This window comes from Streptomyces sp. NPDC126499 (assembly GCF_040302485.1).
Classification (GTDB): domain Bacteria; phylum Actinomycetota; class Actinomycetes; order Streptomycetales; family Streptomycetaceae; genus Streptomyces.
In genome coordinates, this window is record NZ_JBEOUO010000003.1 from 21546 (window position 1) to 37478 (window position 15933).

The window sequence follows — 15933 nt, forward strand, 5'->3', positions numbered from 1 at the left end:
GTCCGCCAGCGCATCGAAAGTAACTGAGCGGTAGCTTCCGCTTTCAGGCCCCGAAGGGCGTTTGACTCAAAGCAGGGCTACAGCGCTCAGATGAGCGCGTATTCCAGCATTTGCGTTCAACTCTTGAACGCAAAAAGGGTGGCACCCAGTGCCACCCTTCAAGCGGGAGAGAGGCCCGTAACCTGCTCATCTGAGCACACCCCCTATCAGGGGTGGCGAGAATCACTCGCCAGGAAGGGCCCGAATCTCACCCGCCGGACGTGTCCAGCTCCGCGTCCTCGCTGATCCCGGCGCAGTCGTACGGGTCCTTCAACCAGCCGTCCGGCAGGACGACCCGGTTGTTTCCGGACGTACGGCCGCGCGGACCGTCCGCGCCGACCGGCCACGGCTGGTCCAGGTCGAGCTCGCTCAACTGAGCGCGCAGTTCGTCCAGGGACGAGGTGATCGCGAGCTTCTTGCGCATCTCGGAACCCACCGAGAAGCCCTTCAGGTACCAGGCCACGTGCTTGCGGAAGTCGATGACACCGCGCGACTCGTCGCCCAGCCACTCACCGAGCAGCCGCGCGTGCCGCACCATCGTGTCCGCGACCGTCCGCAGCTCGGGCCTCGCGTACTCCCCCGTGCCCTCGAAGGCCGCCACCAGGTCACCGAAGAGCCACGGCCGGCCGAGGCAGCCACGGCCCACGACCACGCCGTCGCAGCCCGTCTCGCGCATCATCCGCAGCGCGTCGTCCGCCGACCAGATGTCGCCGTTGCCGAGCACCGGGATCTCCGGCACGTGCTCCTTCAACCGGGCGATGGCGTCCCAGTCCGCCGTGCCGCCGTAGTGCTGTGCCGCCGTCCGGCCGTGCAGCGCGATGGCCGTCACGCCCTCCTCGACGGCGATCCGGCCGGCGTCCAGGTACGTGATGTGGTCGTCGTCGATGCCCTTGCGCATCTTCATCGTGACCGGCAGGTCGCCCGCGTTCGTCACGGCCTCGTGCAGGATCGCCCGCAGCAGCGGCCGCTTGTACGGGAGCGCCGAGCCACCGCCCTTGCGGGTCACCTTCGGGACCGGGCAGCCGAAGTTGAGGTCGATGTGATCGGCCAGGTCCTCGTCCACGATCATCCGCACCGCCTTGCCGACGGTCACCGGATCCACCCCGTACAGCTGGATGGACCGCGGCTTCTCGGTCTCGTCGAAGCGGATGAGCTGCATCGTCTTCTCGTTGCGCTCGACCAGCGCCCGCGTCGTGATCATCTCGCTCACGAAGAGGCCCTTGCCGCCGGAGAACTCACGGCAGAGGGTGCGGAACGGGGCGTTGGTGATGCCGGCCATCGGCGCGAGCACCACCGGCGGCTGCACGATGTGCGGCCCGATGGCAAGAGGAGTGAACGCGGTCATGGGCCCATTGTCCCGTACTGCGCACGTCCTTAGACAGCCGTACGATCCGCACATGCCCGGTCCCCCACAGCCCGAGCCCGCCAAGCAGCAGCTCAGCCCCCGCCGGCAACGGGTCGTCCTCGCCGTCTGCTGCATGAGCCTGCTGATCGTCAGCCTGGACAACACCGCGCTCAACGTCGCCCTGCCCTCCCTCCAGCGCGAGCTGCACGCCTCCGTCTCCGGCCTGCAGTGGACCATCGACGCCTACACCCTCGTGCTCGCCTCGCTGCTCATGCTCTCGGGCTCCACCGCCGACCGGATCGGCCGCCGCAAGGTCTTCGTCACCGGGCTCGTCCTCTTCGTCGTCGGCTCGCTGCTGTGCTCGCTCGCCCCCAGCCTGGAGGCGCTTGTCGCCTTCCGGATGGTGCAGGCGGTGGGCGGCTCGATGCTCAACCCGGTCGCCATGTCGATCATCACCAACACCTTCACGGAACCGGCGGCACGCGCGCGTGCCATCGGCGCCTGGGGCGCGGTCGTGGGCGTCTCCATGGCGACGGGCCCGCTGGTGGGCGGAGTGCTCGTCCAGTCGGTCGGCTGGCGGGCGATCTTCTGGGTGAACCTGCCGATCGGCCTGGCCGCGCTGCTGCTGACCTTCCGCTACGTCCCCGAGTCCCGCGCGCCCCGCCCCCGGCACCCCGACCCGGTGGGCCAGGTGCTCGTGACGGTGCTGCTGGGCTCGCTCACGTACGCGATCATCGAGACCCACGCGCTGTTCGCCGGCATCGCGGCCCTCGCCCTGGTCGGGCTGCTGCTCTACGAGCCGCGGCGCCGCGAACCGCTCATCGACCTGCGCTTCTTCCGCAGCGCCCCGTTCAGCGGGGCGACCGTGATCGCGGTGTGCGCCTTCGCCGCGCTCGGCGCCTTCCTCTTCCTGAACACCCTCTACCTCCAGGACGTCCGGGGGCTCTCCGCCCTGCACGCGGGGCTCTTCATGCTGCCGATGGCGGCGATGACCTTCGTCTTCGCGCCGCTGTCGGGCCGGCTGGTCGGCGCGCGCGGTCCACGGCCGTCCCTGGTGCTCGCCGGCACGGCGATGGCTGCGGGCGCGCTGCTGTTCGCCGCCTTCCACGCGGAGACCAGCACGCCGATGCTCTTCACGGGGTACGTGGTGTTCGGCATCGGCTTCGGCCTGGTGAACGCGCCGATCACCAACACGGCCGTCTCCGGGATGCCCCGCGCCCAGGCCGGCGTGGCGGCGGCGGTCGCCTCGACGAGCCGCCAGATCGGCCAGACCCTGGGCGTCGCGGTGGCGGGCGCGGTCCTGACCACGGGCCTCGCCTCGGCGACGACCTACACCACCGAGGGCTTCGTGGAGGCGAGCAAGCCGGTCTACTGGATCGTCACGGCCTGCGGGCTCGCCGTGCTGCTCGCCGGGGCGCTGACCAGTGGCGCGTGGGCGCGGGACACGGCGGAGCGGACGGCCCGGCGCCTGGAGGCGGAGTGCGGGCCTCAGGCGACGGCGAGGGCGTCCTCGTCCTGAGGCGCGTGCGGTGCGGCCTCCTCGGAAGCGCGCTGGAGGGCGGACTCTTCCGCGCGGGCGCGCGGTGCGGCGGTCTCTTCGGCGCGGGCGCGCTCTGTGGCCTCCACCGCCTTCGCCGCCTTCACCGCCTCTTCCGCCTTCGCCGCCTCCTCCGCCTTCGCCGCCTCCTCCGCGAGGACGAGGGCGTGCAGGCGCTCGATCCCGGCGCGGCTCGCCTCGTCCACGGGGACGTAGGTGACCAGCCGCGGCCCGGACTGAGGGCCGAGCCAGAGGTTGGTGTGGTCGAGGCGGAGCAGCCCGACATGGGCGTTGCGGATGAGCTTCGTACGGCCCGACTGGTCGACCACGTCGTGCCGCGCCCAGATCTCCCGGAACTCCGGCGAGGCGGTCTCCAGCCGGTGCAGCAGCGCCTTCCAGGCGGGCTCGGCCAGGTGCTCGGCCATGGCGGCGCGCAGCTTGCCGGCCAGGGAGGTGAGGACGTCGGGCAGGTCCGTGACGGCGGCCCGGAAGTCGTCGTGGGTGAAGGCCAGCCACAGGCTGTTGCGGTCCTCGCGGGGCAGGGCGTCCAGGTCGCAGAAGAGCCGGCCGAAGGTGCGGTTGTGGGCGAGGAAGTCGTAGCGGCTGTTCTGGATGGCGGCGGGCACGGGCTCCAGCTGGTCGAGCAGCTGCCGCAACGCGGGCGTGACGGTCGGGCAAGGCGTCTCGGGGTGCGGGTCGGCCTGGCCGGCGAGGGCGAAGAGGTGGGTGCGCTCGGTGGGGTCGAGCAGCAGGGCGGCGGCGAGGGAGTCCAGGACCTGCGGCGAGACCTGGATGGGCCGCGCCTGCTCCAGCCAGGTGTACCAGGTGACGCCGACGGCGGAGAGCTGGGCGACCTCCTCGCGGCGCAGCCCCGGGGTGCGCCGGCGCCGGCCGCGCGGCAGCCCGACCTGTTCGGGGGTGATGCGCTCGCGCCGGCTGCGCAGGAAGGCGGCGAGCTCGTGGCGCCGCATGTCGGGGTCGGCCACCATGTCGGTCATGCTCCCAGGGTGCGGGGGCGCTCAGCCCGTTTCCAGGTAGTGCTTGTACCAGGATAAAGACACTCTGGTACCAGGCTGAGTGAGGCCCGAGGCTCGGATGCGTGACGACGACAACCTCACTCTCCGCTCGTGACGCCGCCCCCGCGGCCACCGGCCCCGCGCGGCCGGTCCTCGGCCCGCTCGGTCTGTTCACCGTGCTGCTCGGTGCGGCGCTGCCCCTGATCGACTTCTTCATCGTCAACGTCGCCCTGCCCACGATCGACCGTGATCTGGCGGCCGGGCCGGCCCTGCTCGAACTGGTCGTGGCCGGATACGGACTGTCGTATGCCGTCCTGCTCGTGCTCGGCGGCCGGCTCGGCGACCTCTTCGGGCGCCGGCGGCTGTTCCTCGCGGGCATGGCCGCCTTCGGTCTGACCTCGCTGGTCTGCGGTCTCGCTCCGGACGCCTGGACGCTGGTCGCGGCCCGGGTGGCACAGGGTGCCGCCTCGGCGCTGATGCTGCCGCAGGTCCTCGCGACCATTCACTCCTCGACGTCGGGCGCCCGGCACGCGAAGGCGCTGAGCCTGTACGGGGCGACCGCCGGCCTGTCGATGGTCGCGGGCCAGATCCTGGGCGGGGTGCTCGTCGCCGCCGACATCGCCGGGACCGGCTGGCGGGCGATCTTCCTGGTCAACGTGCCCGTGGCGCTGCTCGGTCTGCTGCTCGCGGCCCGAGCCGTGCCGGAGACCCGCTCCGACCGGCCGGCGCCGGTGGACGTGCCGGGCACGCTGCTGCTCGCGCTGTCGCTGGTCACGCTGCTCGCCCCGCTGACGGAGGGCCGGGCGGCGGGCTGGCCGGTGTGGACGTGGGTGTCGCTCGTGGTCTTCCCGTTCGCGGCCGGTGCGTTCTGGTGGGTGGAGCTGCGCGCGGACCGCAGGGGCGGGACGCCGCTGGTGCCGCCGAGTCTGCTGGGTCTGGTCTCGCTGCGCCGGGGGCTTGCGATCGTGCTGCCGTTCTCGGTGGGCTTCGGCGGCTTCATGTTCGTGGTCGCGGTGGCGCTCCAGCAGGGGCTCGCGATGGGGGCGGTGGTCTCGGGCGCGGCGCTGGTGCCGATGGCGACGGCCTTCTTCGTGGCCTCCCTAGCGGGCCCGAGGCTCGTGGGGCGCTGGGGCACGCGGGTGGTGCCGGTGGGCGCGGTGATCCAGGCGCTCGGCCTCGGGCTGCTGGCCTGGACGGTGGCGAGCGGCTGGCCGGACCTTTCGGGGTGGAGCCTGCTGCCGGGCATGGCGGTCGCGGGCCTCGGCCAGGGGTTCCAGCTGCCGGTGCTGTTCCGGGTGGTGCTCTCCGAGGTGCCGGCGGAGCGGGCGGGCGTGGGCAGCGGCGTGATGGTGACCACCCAGCAGTCGGCCCTGGCGCTCGGCGTGGCGACCCTGGGTTCGCTGTTCCTCTCGCTGGCCGGGTCCTCGCCGGACGGCATGGGCACGGCGCTGGTGACGACGCTCCTGGTGCAGCTGGGACTGGTGGTGCTGACGCTGCCGCTGAGCCTGCGGCTGCCGTCGATGCGGTGACCGGGAGGTGACCGGCAGGACGGTGGAGCGCGGAAAGCCCCCGGTTCCGTCTTTCGGAACCGGGGGCTTCGCCGTCACGCCTGCGGCCTGCGGCCTACGTCGACGACCGGCGTCAGCAGCCCAGCAGGCGGCTGGCCAGGTAGCCCTGGATCTGGTCGAGGGAGACGCGCTCCTGCTTCATGGTGTCGCGCTCGCGCACGGTCACGGCGTTGTCGTCGAGGGTGTCGAAGTCGACGGTGACGCAGTACGGGGTGCCGATCTCGTCCTGGCGGCGGTAGCGGCGGCCGATGGCACCGGCGTCGTCGAACTCGATGTTCCAGTTCTGCCGCAGGTCCGCCGCGAGGCCCTTGGCCTTCGGGGAGAGGTTCTCGTTGCGGGACAGCGGCAGGACGGCGACCTTGACCGGCGCGAGGCGGTGGTCGAGGCGCAGCACGGTGCGCTTCTCCATGACGCCCTTGGCGTTCGGGGCCTCGTCCTCGGTGTACGCGTCGAGCAGGAAGGCGAGCATGGTGCGGCCGACGCCGGCGGCGGGCTCGATCACGTACGGCGTGAAGCGCTCGCCGTCCTGGTCCAGGTAGGACAGGTTCGCGCCGGAGGCCTTGGCGTGAGCGGTGAGGTCGTAGTCGGTGCGGTTGGCGACGCCCTCCAGCTCGCCCCACTCGCTGCCGCCGAACTGGAAGCGGTACTCGATGTCGGCGGTGCGCTTGGAGTAGTGGGAGAGCTTCTCCTGCGGGTGCTCGAACCAGCGCATGTTCTCCTCACGGAGACCGAGGCCCGTGTACCAGTTCCAGCGCTGCTCCATCCAGTATTCCTGCCACTGCTCGTCCTCGCCCGGCTTGACGAAGAACTCCATCTCCATCTGCTCGAACTCGCGGGTGCGGAAGATGAAGTTGCCCGGAGTGATCTCGTTCCGGAAGGACTTGCCCATCTGCGCGATGCCGAACGGCACCTTCTTGCGCGAGGTCGTCTGCACCTGGGCGAAGTTGGTGAAGATGCCCTGGGCGGTCTCGGGACGCAGGTACGCGACGGAGCCGGTGTCCTGGGTCGGGCCGAGGTGGGTGGAGAGCAGACCGGAGAACTGCTTGGGCTCCGTGAAGGTGCCCTTGTTGCCGCAGTTGGGGCAGTTGAGGTCGGAGAGGCCGTTCTCGGGGAGACGGCCGTGCTTCTCCTCGTACGCCTCCTCCAGGTGGTCGGCGCGGTAGCGCTTGTGGCAGGAGGTGCACTCGGTCAGCGGGTCGGTGAAGGTGGCGACGTGACCGGAGGCCTCCCAGACCTCGGTGGCCAGGATCACCGACGAGTCGATGCCGACGACGTCCTCGCGCGAGGTGACCATGTAACGCCACCACTGGCGCTTGATGTTCTCCTTGAGTTCGACACCCAGCGGTCCGTAGTCCCAGGCGGCCTTCTGGCCGCCGTAGATCTCGCTGCACGGGTAGACGAAGCCACGGCGCTTGCTCAGGCTGACGATGGTGTCGATCTTGTCGGCGGCCACGGTGCTCTCTTCATTACGACGACGAAGTGCGAATGCCTCAGGTTACCGGCGCCCGCACCCTCCGTATCAAATCGGTTCCGCCTTGCCCCGGAGTGGGCGGGAACACAGATGCGGCAATTGACAACCGTTTCCAGTTTTGTTGAAAATGAGTGTCATGAACGTACGTCGCCTGATACCCACCACCGCCGTCGCCGGTGCCGTCGCCCTCGGCCTCGTCACCCTCTCCGCCTGCTCCGGCACCTCCGACGCCGCGGACGGGCAGAGCGGCGGCAAGCTGGACGTCGTGGCGTCGTTCTACCCCATGCAGTACCTGGCCGAGCAGATAGGCGGCGACCACGTCTCCGTCACCACGCTCACCAAGCCGGGCGTCGAGCCGCACGACCTGGAGCTCAAGCCGAGGCAGATCGGCGAGCTCGGCGAGGCCGACGTCATCCTCTACCTCAAGGGCATCCAGCCCGCCGTCGACGACGCCATCAAGCAGGCCGGCGTCAAGAACACCGTCGACGCCGCCACCCTCACCGCCCTCGAAGAGCACGGCACCGAAGTCGGCCACGAAGGCCACGCGGGCGAAGCCGGCCACGAGGGCGAGAGTGCCGAAGAGCACGCCAAGCACTCCGAGCACTCCGGACACGCCGGCGAGGAGTCCCACGGCACCCAGGACTCCCACGAGGGCCACGACCACGGCTCCGAGGCCGGTGCCGACCCCCACATCTGGCTCGACCCCGTGAAGTACGCCGAGGTCGCCAAGGGATTCGGCAGCACCCTGGAGAAGGCCGACCCGGCCCACGCCGCCGACTACAAGAAGAACACCGACGCCCTGGTGAAGAAGCTCGGCGCCCTGGACACCGAGTTCCGGACCGGTCTGAAGAACACCACCACCCGGACCTTCATCACCACCCACTCCGCCTTCGGCTACCTCGCCGAGCGCTACGAGCTGGAGCAGGAGGGCATCTCCGGCCTCGACCCCGAGTCCGAGCCGAGCCCCGCCCGCATCAAGGAGCTCCAGGAGATCGCGAAGAAGGACAAGGTCTCCACCGTCTTCTTCGAGACCCTGGCGAGCGACAAGACCGCCAAGACCCTCGCGCACGACACCGGCCTCAAGACCGACGTGCTCGACCCCCTGGAGGGAATCACCGAGGGGTCCAAGGGCGATGACTACATCGAGGTCATGCGGTCCAACCTCGCCGCGCTGAAGAAGGCCCTCGGCGCGAAGTGAAACCGACCACGCAGGAGGCAGCCGTGCGCGACGAACCCGTCATCTCCGTCCGCGGAGCCACCGCCGCACTCGGCGCCCGGCCCGTCCTCCGGGGCGTCGACCTCACCGTCCACCGCGGTGAGGTCGTCGCGCTGCTCGGCGCCAACGGCTCCGGCAAGTCCACCGCCGTCCGCTCCGTCATCGGCCAGGTCCCGCTGACCGGCGGCAGCATCGAGCTCTTCGGCACCGAGCAGAAGCGATTCCGCGACTGGGCCCGCGTCGGCTACGTCCCGCAGCGCACCACCGCCGCCAGCGGCGTCCCCGCCACCGTCCGCGAGGTCGTCACCTCCGGCCGGCTCGCCCGCCGCCGGTTCGGCTGGCCCACCAAGGCCGACCGGGCCGCCGTCGACCGCGCCCTGGAGCTCGTCGGACTCGCCGACCGCGCCAAGGACTCCGTCTCCGCCCTCTCCGGCGGCCAGCACCAGCGCGTCCTCATCGCCCGCGCGCTCGCCCCCGAGCCCGAGCTGCTGATCATGGACGAGCCGATGGCCGGCGTCGACCTGGGCAGCCAGGAGATCCTCGCCGCCACCCTGCGCGAACAGGTCGCCGAAGGCACCTCCGTCCTCCTCGTCCTGCACGAGCTCGGCCCCCTTGAGCCCCTGATCGACCGCGCCGTGGTGCTGCGCGACGGCTGCGTCGTCCACGACGGCCCGCCACCGAGGGCCGTCGGCCAGCACGCCCTGCCCGGCCACGACCACGTCCACCCCCACGCGGCCGACGAGCCGCTCCGCACGGGACTGCTGACCTGACATGGAATTCCTCGAGCCTGCCTTCATGCAGCGGGCCCTCCTCGCGGCCCTGCTCGTCGGCATCACCGCGCCCGCCGTCGGCATCTACCTCGTCCAGCGCCGCCAGGCGCTCATGGGCGACGGCATCGGCCACGTCGCCATGACCGGCGTCGGCCTCGGCTTCCTGCTGAACTCCAGCCCCGTCTGGATGGCCACCCTCGTCGCCGTCGCCGGCTCCGTCGCCATGGAGCTGATCCGCGCCTACGGCCGCACCCGCGGCGACCTCGCCCTCGCGCTGCTCTTCTACGGCGGCATGGCCGGCGGCGTCCTGCTGATCAACCTCTCGCCGACCGGCTCCAACGCCAACCTGACCTCGTTCCTCTTCGGCTCCCTGTCGACGGTCTCCCCCGAGGACGTCACCGCGATCAGCGTCCTGGCCGCCTTCGTGGTCCTCGTCACGGTCGGTCTGCGCCGCCAGCTCTTCGCCGTCAGCCAGGACGAGGACTTCGCCCGCGTCACCGGCCTCCCGGTGCGCGCCCTGAACCTGCTGATCGCCGTCACCGCCGCCGTGACCGTCACCGTCGCCATGCGGGTCGTCGGCCTGCTCCTGGTCAGCGCCCTGATGGTGGTCCCGGTGGCCGCCGCCCAGCAGCTGTCGCGGTCCTTCCGCAGCACGTTCGTGCTGGCCGTGCTCATCGGCAGCGGCGTCACGCTGTCCGGCACGGTCACCTCGTACTACCAGGACGTGCCGCCCGGCGCGACGATCGTGCTCCTCGCGATCGGCGTCTTCGTCGCCATGACCCTGCTCGCCGCGCCACTGGCCCGACGGCGGGCGAAAGCCGCCGAAGAGGCCTCGGCGGCCTGCGACGCGCGATGCCTCCCGACGACCCGGCGCCCCTCCGACGACGTCACGGTGTGACGCCGGTCCGACATGAGGCCCGTGGGGGGCTGGCAGAATGGCGGGGGCAGACAAGATTCAAGGAGGCCCCCGTGGTGACGGCAGGACCCCCCGTACGAGGCCGCTCGACCAAGCAGCGGGCCGCCGTCTCGGCGGCGCTGAACGAGGTGGACGAGTTCCGCAGCGCTCAGGAGCTGCACGACATGCTGAAGCACCGCGGCGACTCGGTCGGCCTCACCACCGTCTACCGCACGCTGCAGTCCCTCGCCGAGGCCGGCGAGGTCGACGCGCTGCGCACCAGTGACGGCGAGACGGTCTACCGCCGCTGCTCGACCGGCGACCACCACCACCACCTGGTCTGCCGCGTCTGCGGCAAGGCCGTGGAGGTGGAGGGCCCGGCCGTGGAGCAGTGGGCCGAGACGATCGCGGCGGAGCACGGCTTCGTCAACGTGGCGCACACGGTCGAGATCTTCGGCACGTGCGAGGAGTGCGCGGCGAAGTGACCTGACGTACGTGACGTAGGTGTACGCGTGACGGTACGCGAAGGGCCCGCACCGGACGATCCGGTGCGGGCCCTTCGCGTACGCGTCACATACGGGTGAGGTGCCGGTCCAGGAGCGCCCGCAGCCGCTCGACGTCGGCGGGATCGGCGAGCCCGCGCTTGGGCAGGGCGGCCACGCCCGCGCCGCCCTTGTCGCCGGAGAGCAGCACGAACTGCGTCGGGGTCTCGATGTAGCGGGGCGTCAGCTGCCAGCGGGCGGCCGTCTCGCTGATCCCCGTGACCCAGCGCACCCCGTCCTCGTCCACGCTCGCCCGGTGCTCGCCCTGCCGCGCGACCATCGCGTACACCTGCCGGGCGGTCAGCCGGACCGCCAGCGGCATGAGGACGACCACGAGCAGGCCGAGCCCGGCCAGCAGGACCGCGCCCCCGACGTCCGGCTCGCGGGGCCCGGTGAGCAGAAGGGCGGCGGCCAGGAACGCCAGCACGGCGGCGACCGGGATCAGCCGCCGCAGCACCCGGAACGGGCCGTAGCGCATCTGCACCCGCACCGCGTCGACCAGGTCCTCCCGCGTCGGCGTGTAGACCAGCTCCATCGTCGTCCCCCCGCCCCCGGGTCAGGCCTTGTCGAGGACCGCGAGGTCCGCCGGGTCCACGCCGCCGAAGCGGCGGTCGCGCTGGGCGTACTCGACGCAGGCCCGCCACAGGTCGCGCCGGTCGAAGTCGGGCCACAGCACGTCCTGGAAGACCATCTCGGCGTACGCGCTCTGCCAGATCAGGTAGTTGGAGGTGCGCTGCTCGCCGCTGGGCCGCAGGAAGAGGTCCACGTCCGGCATGTCCGGGTAGTAGAGGTACTTCTGGATGGTCTTCTCGGTGATCTTCGCCGGGTCGAGCCGCCCCGCCTTCACGTCCTCCGCCAGCGCCTGCGCCGCGTCCGTGAGCTCCGCGCGGCCGCCGTAGTTCATGCAGAAGTACAGCGTGAGCTTGGTGTTGTCCTTGGTCTGCTCCTGGGCGATCTGGAGCTCCTTGGCCACGGACTTCCACAGCTTGGGCATGCGGCCCACCCAGCGCACCCGGACGCCGAGCTCGTCGAGCTGGTCGCGGCTCTTGCGGATGAAGTCGCGGTTGAAGTTCATGAGGAAGCGCACCTCCTCGGGCGAGCGCTTCCAGTTCTCCGTGGAGAAGGCGTACAGCGAGATCGACCCCACGCCCATCTCGATCGCGCCCTGGAGCACGTCGAGCACCTGCTCGGCGCCGACCTTGTGCCCCTCGGTGCGCGGCAGGCCGCGCTGCTTGGCCCAGCGGCCGTTGCCGTCCATGACGATCGCGACGTGCTCGGGCACGAGCTCCGGCTGGAGCTTCGGCGGGCGGGCACCGGAGGGGTGCGGCTCGGGGGTCCTGTACTCCCGCCGCTGGCGCCCGAGGAGTCGTGCGATGGCCATCCGTGGTCTCTCCTAGCTCTTCTCTACGTACCGCAGCGAGCGCAGCCCGCGCTCCAGGTGCCAGTGCAGATAGGCGGACACCAGTCCGCTGCCCTCCCTGACGTGACGCGGCTCGCACGCGTCCGCCGTCTCCCAGTCGCCGGTGAGGAGCGCGCTGAGCAGGCCAACGGCCTCCGCAGAGGGTACGACGCTTCCGGGCACCCGGCAGTCCGCGCAGATCACTCCGCCCGCCGCGACCGAAAAGAAGCGGTTCGGACCGGGAAGTCCGCATTTCGCACAGTCCTCGAAGCTGGGCGCGTAGCCGTTGACCGCGAGCGAGCGGAGCAGGAAGGCGTCCAGGATGAGGTGCGGGGCGTGCTCCCCGCGCGCGAGGGTGCGCAGCCCGCCCACCAGCAGCAGGTACTGCTGCACGGCCGGCTCGCCCTCGTGGTCGGTGAACCGTTCCGCCGTCTCCAGCATCGCCGTGCCGGCGGTGTAGCGGGCATAGTCGGTGACGATGCCGCTGCCGTACGCGGCGATGGTCTCGCTCTGCGTGCACAGCGGCAGCCCCCGCCCGACCAGGTCACTCCCCCGGGCGAAGAACTGCACGTCCACGTGCGAGAACGGTTCGAGCCGCGCCCCGAACTTCGACTTGGTCCGGCGCACCCCGCGCGCGACGGCGCGTACGCGGCCGTGACCGCGCGTGAGGATGGTGATGATGCGGTCCGCTTCACCCAGCTTCTGGGTGCGCAGCACGATGCCGTCGTCGCGGAACAGGCTCATGGCCCCATTGTCCCGTACGCGGCGGGTGCCCCGGGCGGGTACCGCGGCTCCGAGGACCTTCCGCGGCCAGGAGGCGGCCCGCGGGTGGGTCTACGTCGGGGCGAGGCACCCGGGACGGCCGGCCGGACGGCTGACGGACCCGCCGGGGGCGGCTGACGGGGCCGTCGGGGCCGCCAAGGGGGCGGCAGACGGGGCGGCGGCTACCGGGGCCGCCCAGCCTCGGCCCCGCACCGCGTCACGGCACCTCGCCCCGGCTGCGGGCGTTCGCGTGCGCCGTGGCGGCGCTCAGCCGCTCCGCGGCGGTGGCGACCCGCACCCCGTCCGGCTCGCAGTCCCATTCGCGGCCGCCGCCGATGGGTCGGACCTGGAGGTAGGGCCCCTCGTGTCCCATGACGGTGCCGACCTTCCCCGTACGGATGTCGACGACGTACGCGCCGATGGGCGGTTTCATCCTCGGCCCCCTTCGTTCGTGGGCGCTCCGGCGAGCGCCGCGGCGAGCAGTCGCGCGGTGGCCGCCGTGCAGCACCCGAGTTCGATCAGCGGCCGCGGAGGATCGGCGGCGAGGGTGATGACATCCAGCCCGAGCGAGGGCAGCGTGATTCCGGCCCGTGCAAGCGCCTCGCGCAATTCCGCCACCGCCTCTCGCGCCTCTTCAGTTTCCGTCGGTCGCATGCTGTCTTCCTTCACCAACGCGCTCCTTTCCGAATCCATTTCCCGCTTTCCGCATCCAGGGTGAGGGCGGCTCCCTAGAATCGACAGACGCGCTGGGGCAACAACTGCGTTGTGACGTACGGGAGTCAAGCTATGGCCAAGGCCAAGCGGCAGGATGCGTGGGAGTTCTTCGGGGAGCTACTGAAGGAACGCCGGGAGACGGCGGGGCTCTCAAGGAACGACCTGGGTGCACGGGTGTTCGTTTCGGGGACCTATATCGGGCTGTTCGAGCAGGGGGTGCGGAAGCCTCAGCTCGATGTGGCGAAGAGAATCGACGAGGTGCTACAAACCGGCGGTATTTTCGAACGGACGTGTAAGAAGCTCATCGACAGTTCGCCGTATGCGTCGTATTTCCACGCGGTGGCGGAGCTGGAGGCGGTGGCGACGAAGATCTGCGAGTTCGCGCCGACGGTGGTGCCGGGGTTGTTGCAGACGCCGGAGTACGCGCGGACGGTGACGATCGCGGCGAACCCGTTCGTCACGGAGGAGTACGTCGAGGAGAAGGTCACCGCGCGGATCAAGCGGCAGGACATCCTCAAGGACGCTACAAGGCCCGAGTACTGGGTCGTCCTGCACGAGAACGCCCTCCGCACCCCGGTGGGCGGCCCGGCGGCCATGGCCGCGCAACTGGACCACATCGCGACGCTGATGCGGCAGCGGTGGGTGCTGGTGACGGTGCTTCCGCGCGAGACCGGAGCCCACGCCTCCATGGATGGCTCGCTCAGGCTCATGGAGTTCAAGGACCAGCCGCCCACGGCTTATACGGAGACCTCGTTCTCGGGGACGCTCCTCGACGATCCGGCTGTGGTGAAGCGTGCCCAGCGCGCCTACGATCTGCTGAGGGTCGCCGCCTTGTCGCCGGAGGCGTCCCTGGCCCTGATCGAGTCGGCGGCGGAGGACTTCAGACGATGCGCGCGTACGACCTGAGCAACGCCCACTGGTTCAAGAGCAGCTACAGCAACGGCGAGGGCGGTTCCTGCGTCGAGGTCTCGTACGACTTCGCCGGTGCCGCCTGGCGCAAGAGCTCCTACAGCAACGGCGAGGGCGGCAACTGCGTCGAGGTCCTCGACGGGGTCCCCGGGGTCGTCCCCGTCCGTGACAGCAAGGTCCCGGACGGTCCCGCGCTCGTCGTCCCGGCCGGTGCCTGGGCCGCGTTCGTGGCCGGGGTCAAGGGATGACGGCTGTCTCCACGCCCATACTGCGCGGCAGCGACGGCGCCGTTCTCCGTCATCAGGACGGGGCGCTGACGCTGCGGCGCGGGGACGAGGAGACCCGGATACCGCTGGAGGCGATTCGTTTCGTCGCACCGGACGGCCCGGCCGTGGTCTTCGAACTGCGGGCCCCGGACGGCGCCCAGGGCGTCGGCTACCGGGTGGACGGAGTCAACGAGGCCGCGGCCATGGTCTTCGCCACGGCCGTCAACGACGCCGTGGTCGCGTTGCCCGAGCCCGATCTGTCCCTCGACGGCGCCGCGCTGGTGACGACCCGTGCGCTGCACACGCCCTCCCCTCCACAGCCCGCCCTCAGCACCGGCGAGAAGGCCAGGGGCCTGGGCTGGGCCCTGCTGGCGCTCGGCCCGGGGCTCGCGGGGCTCGTCACGATGAGCGTGCTGGTCGTGGCCGACGGCGAGCCGGGCGCGCTCGTCTTCTCCTTCATCCTGGGGATCGTGGCGATCGTCCTCAACCTCCTGAGCGCCTACACACTGGAGCGGGCCGTCCTGATGTGGTGGCTGCCCCGTCGCGGCATCACGGTGATGGCGGTGCGCACCAGCCCGTACGGCAAGTCGGGCACGTACACGTACACCGACGCGAGCGGCCAGACCCACACGCACGACCGCCAGGCGTACGCGCGCGAGGTCGAGATCAGCTACTCCCCGAGCGACCCTGGGAGGTCGGTCGGGGTCTACCCCGCCTTCGTCCGTGTGCTGGTGGCGCTCCTGTCCCTGATCCTGTGGGCCGCGACCCTCGGGCTCGTCTATCTGATGGTCTCCTGGGGCGGAACGTCCTGACCTGACCGCCGCCGCAACCAGTCGGCGATCCGCGCCCTGAGTTCGCGTTCGTAGAACCGGTCGGTCCTGACGAGGTATTCCAGGTAGCGCCGGACGTTGTCGGAGCGGGCGGGATCGCGCACCGCGTAGACGTCGATGCCGGTCTCGCCCGTCGAGGCGGAGATGTAGACGCTGCCGTCCAGGGCGAGCATGCCGAATCCCGGATGGCCGGCGTACACGCCGAGGAAGGCGGACTGGGCGCCCCTGCCCATGACGTCCCACCGCTCCAGGAGCCGGACGCGGGTCCAGACCCAGGGCGCGCCGCCCCCGTGGTTCACCCGGTGGATCGCCTCCCGGTGCGTCCTGGTGCCCTGGGGGAGGTACACGAGGAACTCACGGCGGTGGTCGAAGAGTCCGGTGGAGACCGCGAGCTCGTACCAGTCCTCGTTGAGGCGCTCGATGAGCCTCGGGGTGTCGTACGCGTGGGAGAAACCGCCTCCGAACTCCTCGGGACCGTAACCGATGACGAAGGGGATCGCCGACTCGGCGACGGCGTCCGGGTCCGGGACGACCTCCAGACCGGCGCGTCGCAGCGGGCGGTGGACCTTGCGGTGGCGTTCTTGTCTTCCCATCAGGCCTCATCCAACACAGGTGTTCGGTGGCCCGCAAAGGAGAATTCCCTTGCCGGAGGGG

General features: G+C 70.9%; 17 protein-coding genes and 1 pseudogene. 9 read left to right on the forward strand and 9 right to left on the reverse strand.

Annotated features, from left to right (window positions below; all coding sequences use genetic code 11):
- Positions 1-247 precede the first annotated feature (247 nt).
- Positions 248-1384 (reverse strand): tRNA dihydrouridine synthase DusB, encoded by a 1137-nt coding sequence (gene dusB / locus ABTZ91_RS04875; protein WP_352075711.1) that lies wholly within the window; start codon positions 1382-1384, stop codon positions 248-250.
- Positions 1385-1436: 52 nt separating this feature from the next.
- On the opposite strand from dusB, the gene ABTZ91_RS04880 reads away from it, so the two are divergent.
- Positions 1437-2903 carry an MFS transporter gene (locus tag ABTZ91_RS04880; protein ID WP_352075712.1) on the forward strand — a complete coding sequence of 489 codons (1467 nt, stop codon included), beginning with the start codon at positions 1437-1439 and terminating at the stop codon, positions 2901-2903.
- 167 nt (positions 2904-3070) lie between these two features.
- On the opposite strand, the pseudogene ABTZ91_RS04885 reads toward ABTZ91_RS04880, so the two are convergent.
- Positions 3071-3910 (reverse strand): annotated as a pseudogene (locus ABTZ91_RS04885) (helix-turn-helix domain-containing protein); the annotation flags it as partial.
- 110 nt (positions 3911-4020) lie between these two features.
- Between ABTZ91_RS04885 and ABTZ91_RS04890 the strand changes: the two are divergent.
- Entirely contained in the window at positions 4021-5466 is a 1446-nt protein-coding gene (locus tag ABTZ91_RS04890) for an MFS transporter (protein ID WP_352075713.1), read from the forward strand.
- A gap of 112 nt (positions 5467-5578) precedes the next feature.
- On the opposite strand, the gene ABTZ91_RS04895 is transcribed toward ABTZ91_RS04890, so the two are convergent.
- Positions 5579-6958, reverse strand: coding sequence for a glycine--tRNA ligase (locus ABTZ91_RS04895; protein ID WP_352075714.1), 1380 nt, complete (start codon positions 6956-6958; stop codon positions 5579-5581).
- Positions 6959-7112: 154 nt separating this feature from the next.
- On the opposite strand from ABTZ91_RS04895, the gene ABTZ91_RS04900 reads away from it, so the two are divergent.
- From ABTZ91_RS04900 to ABTZ91_RS04915, 4 genes are all read left to right on the forward strand, one after another.
- Positions 7113-8174: a metal ABC transporter substrate-binding protein gene (locus ABTZ91_RS04900; protein ID WP_352075715.1), complete on the forward strand. Its 1062-nt coding sequence runs from the start codon at positions 7113-7115 to the stop codon at positions 8172-8174.
- Positions 8175-8197: 23 nt separating this feature from the next.
- Positions 8198-8962 (forward strand): metal ABC transporter ATP-binding protein, encoded by a 765-nt coding sequence (locus tag ABTZ91_RS04905; RefSeq protein ID WP_352075716.1) that lies wholly within the window; start codon positions 8198-8200, stop codon positions 8960-8962.
- A 1-nt stretch (position 8963) separates the two neighbouring features.
- A complete protein-coding gene (locus ABTZ91_RS04910) occupies positions 8964-9860 on the forward strand; it encodes a metal ABC transporter permease (RefSeq protein ID WP_352075717.1) in 897 nt (298 codons plus the stop codon).
- A gap of 71 nt (positions 9861-9931) precedes the next feature.
- Positions 9932-10342: a Fur family transcriptional regulator gene (locus tag ABTZ91_RS04915; protein ID WP_352075718.1), complete on the forward strand. Its 411-nt coding sequence runs from the start codon at positions 9932-9934 to the stop codon at positions 10340-10342.
- Between the two features lie 85 nt (positions 10343-10427).
- Here the strand turns inward: ABTZ91_RS04915 and ABTZ91_RS04920 are convergent, their stop codons facing one another.
- From ABTZ91_RS04920 to ABTZ91_RS04940, 5 genes are all read right to left on the reverse strand, one after another.
- A complete protein-coding gene (locus ABTZ91_RS04920) occupies positions 10428-10934 on the reverse strand; it encodes a YcxB family protein (RefSeq protein ID WP_352075719.1) in 507 nt (168 codons plus the stop codon).
- Between the two features lie 21 nt (positions 10935-10955).
- Positions 10956-11780, reverse strand: a complete 825-nt coding sequence (locus ABTZ91_RS04925; RefSeq protein ID WP_352075720.1) for an isoprenyl transferase — start codon at positions 11778-11780, stop codon at positions 10956-10958.
- Positions 11781-11792: 12 nt separating this feature from the next.
- Positions 11793-12542, reverse strand: a complete 750-nt coding sequence (gene recO / locus ABTZ91_RS04930; RefSeq protein WP_352075721.1) for a DNA repair protein RecO — start codon at positions 12540-12542, stop codon at positions 11793-11795.
- Between the two features lie 235 nt (positions 12543-12777).
- Complete coding sequence (locus tag ABTZ91_RS04935) at positions 12778-12993, reverse strand: hypothetical protein (protein WP_345488502.1); 216 nt, start codon at positions 12991-12993, stop codon at positions 12778-12780.
- Entirely contained in the window at positions 12990-13229 is a 240-nt protein-coding gene (locus ABTZ91_RS04940) for a hypothetical protein (protein ID WP_407077895.1), read from the reverse strand. Before ABTZ91_RS04940 ends, ABTZ91_RS04935 begins: the two co-directional genes overlap by 4 nt.
- Before the next feature lie 117 nt (positions 13230-13346).
- Here ABTZ91_RS04940 and ABTZ91_RS04945 point away from each other — a divergent pair, with 117 nt between their 5' ends.
- From ABTZ91_RS04945 to ABTZ91_RS04955, 3 genes are read left to right on the forward strand one after another with little or no spacing between them, the layout of a single operon-like run.
- Positions 13347-14180, forward strand: coding sequence for a helix-turn-helix transcriptional regulator (locus tag ABTZ91_RS04945; RefSeq protein WP_352075722.1), 834 nt, complete (start codon positions 13347-13349; stop codon positions 14178-14180).
- Positions 14162-14431, forward strand: a complete 270-nt coding sequence (locus ABTZ91_RS04950) for a DUF397 domain-containing protein (RefSeq protein WP_352075723.1) — start codon at positions 14162-14164, stop codon at positions 14429-14431. Before ABTZ91_RS04945 ends, ABTZ91_RS04950 begins: the two co-directional genes overlap by 19 nt.
- Positions 14428-15261 (forward strand): hypothetical protein, encoded by an 834-nt coding sequence (locus ABTZ91_RS04955; protein ID WP_352075724.1) that lies wholly within the window; start codon positions 14428-14430, stop codon positions 15259-15261. Before ABTZ91_RS04950 ends, ABTZ91_RS04955 begins: the two co-directional genes overlap by 4 nt.
- Here ABTZ91_RS04955 and ABTZ91_RS04960 read toward each other — a convergent pair.
- Positions 15228-15872 carry a hypothetical protein gene (locus ABTZ91_RS04960; RefSeq protein ID WP_352075725.1) on the reverse strand — a complete coding sequence of 215 codons (645 nt, stop codon included), beginning with the start codon at positions 15870-15872 and terminating at the stop codon, positions 15228-15230. The two genes, ABTZ91_RS04955 and ABTZ91_RS04960, sit on opposite strands and share 34 nt — an antisense overlap.
- Positions 15873-15933 lie beyond the last annotated feature (61 nt).

Coding starts and splice junctions, on each gene's coding strand:
- dusB (WP_352075711.1), bottom strand. CDS start 1,384: ATGACCGCGTTCACTCCTCTTGCCATCGGGCCGCACATCGTGCAGCCG.
- ABTZ91_RS04880 (WP_352075712.1), top strand. CDS start 1,437: ATGCCCGGTCCCCCACAGCCCGAGCCCGCCAAGCAGCAGCTCAGCCCC.
- ABTZ91_RS04900 (WP_352075715.1), top strand. CDS start 7,113: ATGAACGTACGTCGCCTGATACCCACCACCGCCGTCGCCGGTGCCGTC.
- ABTZ91_RS04910 (WP_352075717.1), top strand. CDS start 8,964: ATGGAATTCCTCGAGCCTGCCTTCATGCAGCGGGCCCTCCTCGCGGCC.
- ABTZ91_RS04920 (WP_352075719.1), bottom strand. CDS start 10,934: ATGGAGCTGGTCTACACGCCGACGCGGGAGGACCTGGTCGACGCGGTG.
- ABTZ91_RS04925 (WP_352075720.1), bottom strand. CDS start 11,780: ATGGCCATCGCACGACTCCTCGGGCGCCAGCGGCGGGAGTACAGGACC.
- recO (WP_352075721.1), bottom strand. CDS start 12,542: ATGAGCCTGTTCCGCGACGACGGCATCGTGCTGCGCACCCAGAAGCTG.
- ABTZ91_RS04935 (WP_345488502.1), bottom strand. CDS start 12,993: ATGAAACCGCCCATCGGCGCGTACGTCGTCGACATCCGTACGGGGAAG.
- ABTZ91_RS04945 (WP_352075722.1), top strand. CDS start 13,347: ATGGCCAAGGCCAAGCGGCAGGATGCGTGGGAGTTCTTCGGGGAGCTA.
- ABTZ91_RS04950 (WP_352075723.1), top strand. CDS start 14,162: ATGCGCGCGTACGACCTGAGCAACGCCCACTGGTTCAAGAGCAGCTAC.
- ABTZ91_RS04955 (WP_352075724.1), top strand. CDS start 14,428: ATGACGGCTGTCTCCACGCCCATACTGCGCGGCAGCGACGGCGCCGTT.
- ABTZ91_RS04960 (WP_352075725.1), bottom strand. CDS start 15,872: ATGGGAAGACAAGAACGCCACCGCAAGGTCCACCGCCCGCTGCGACGC.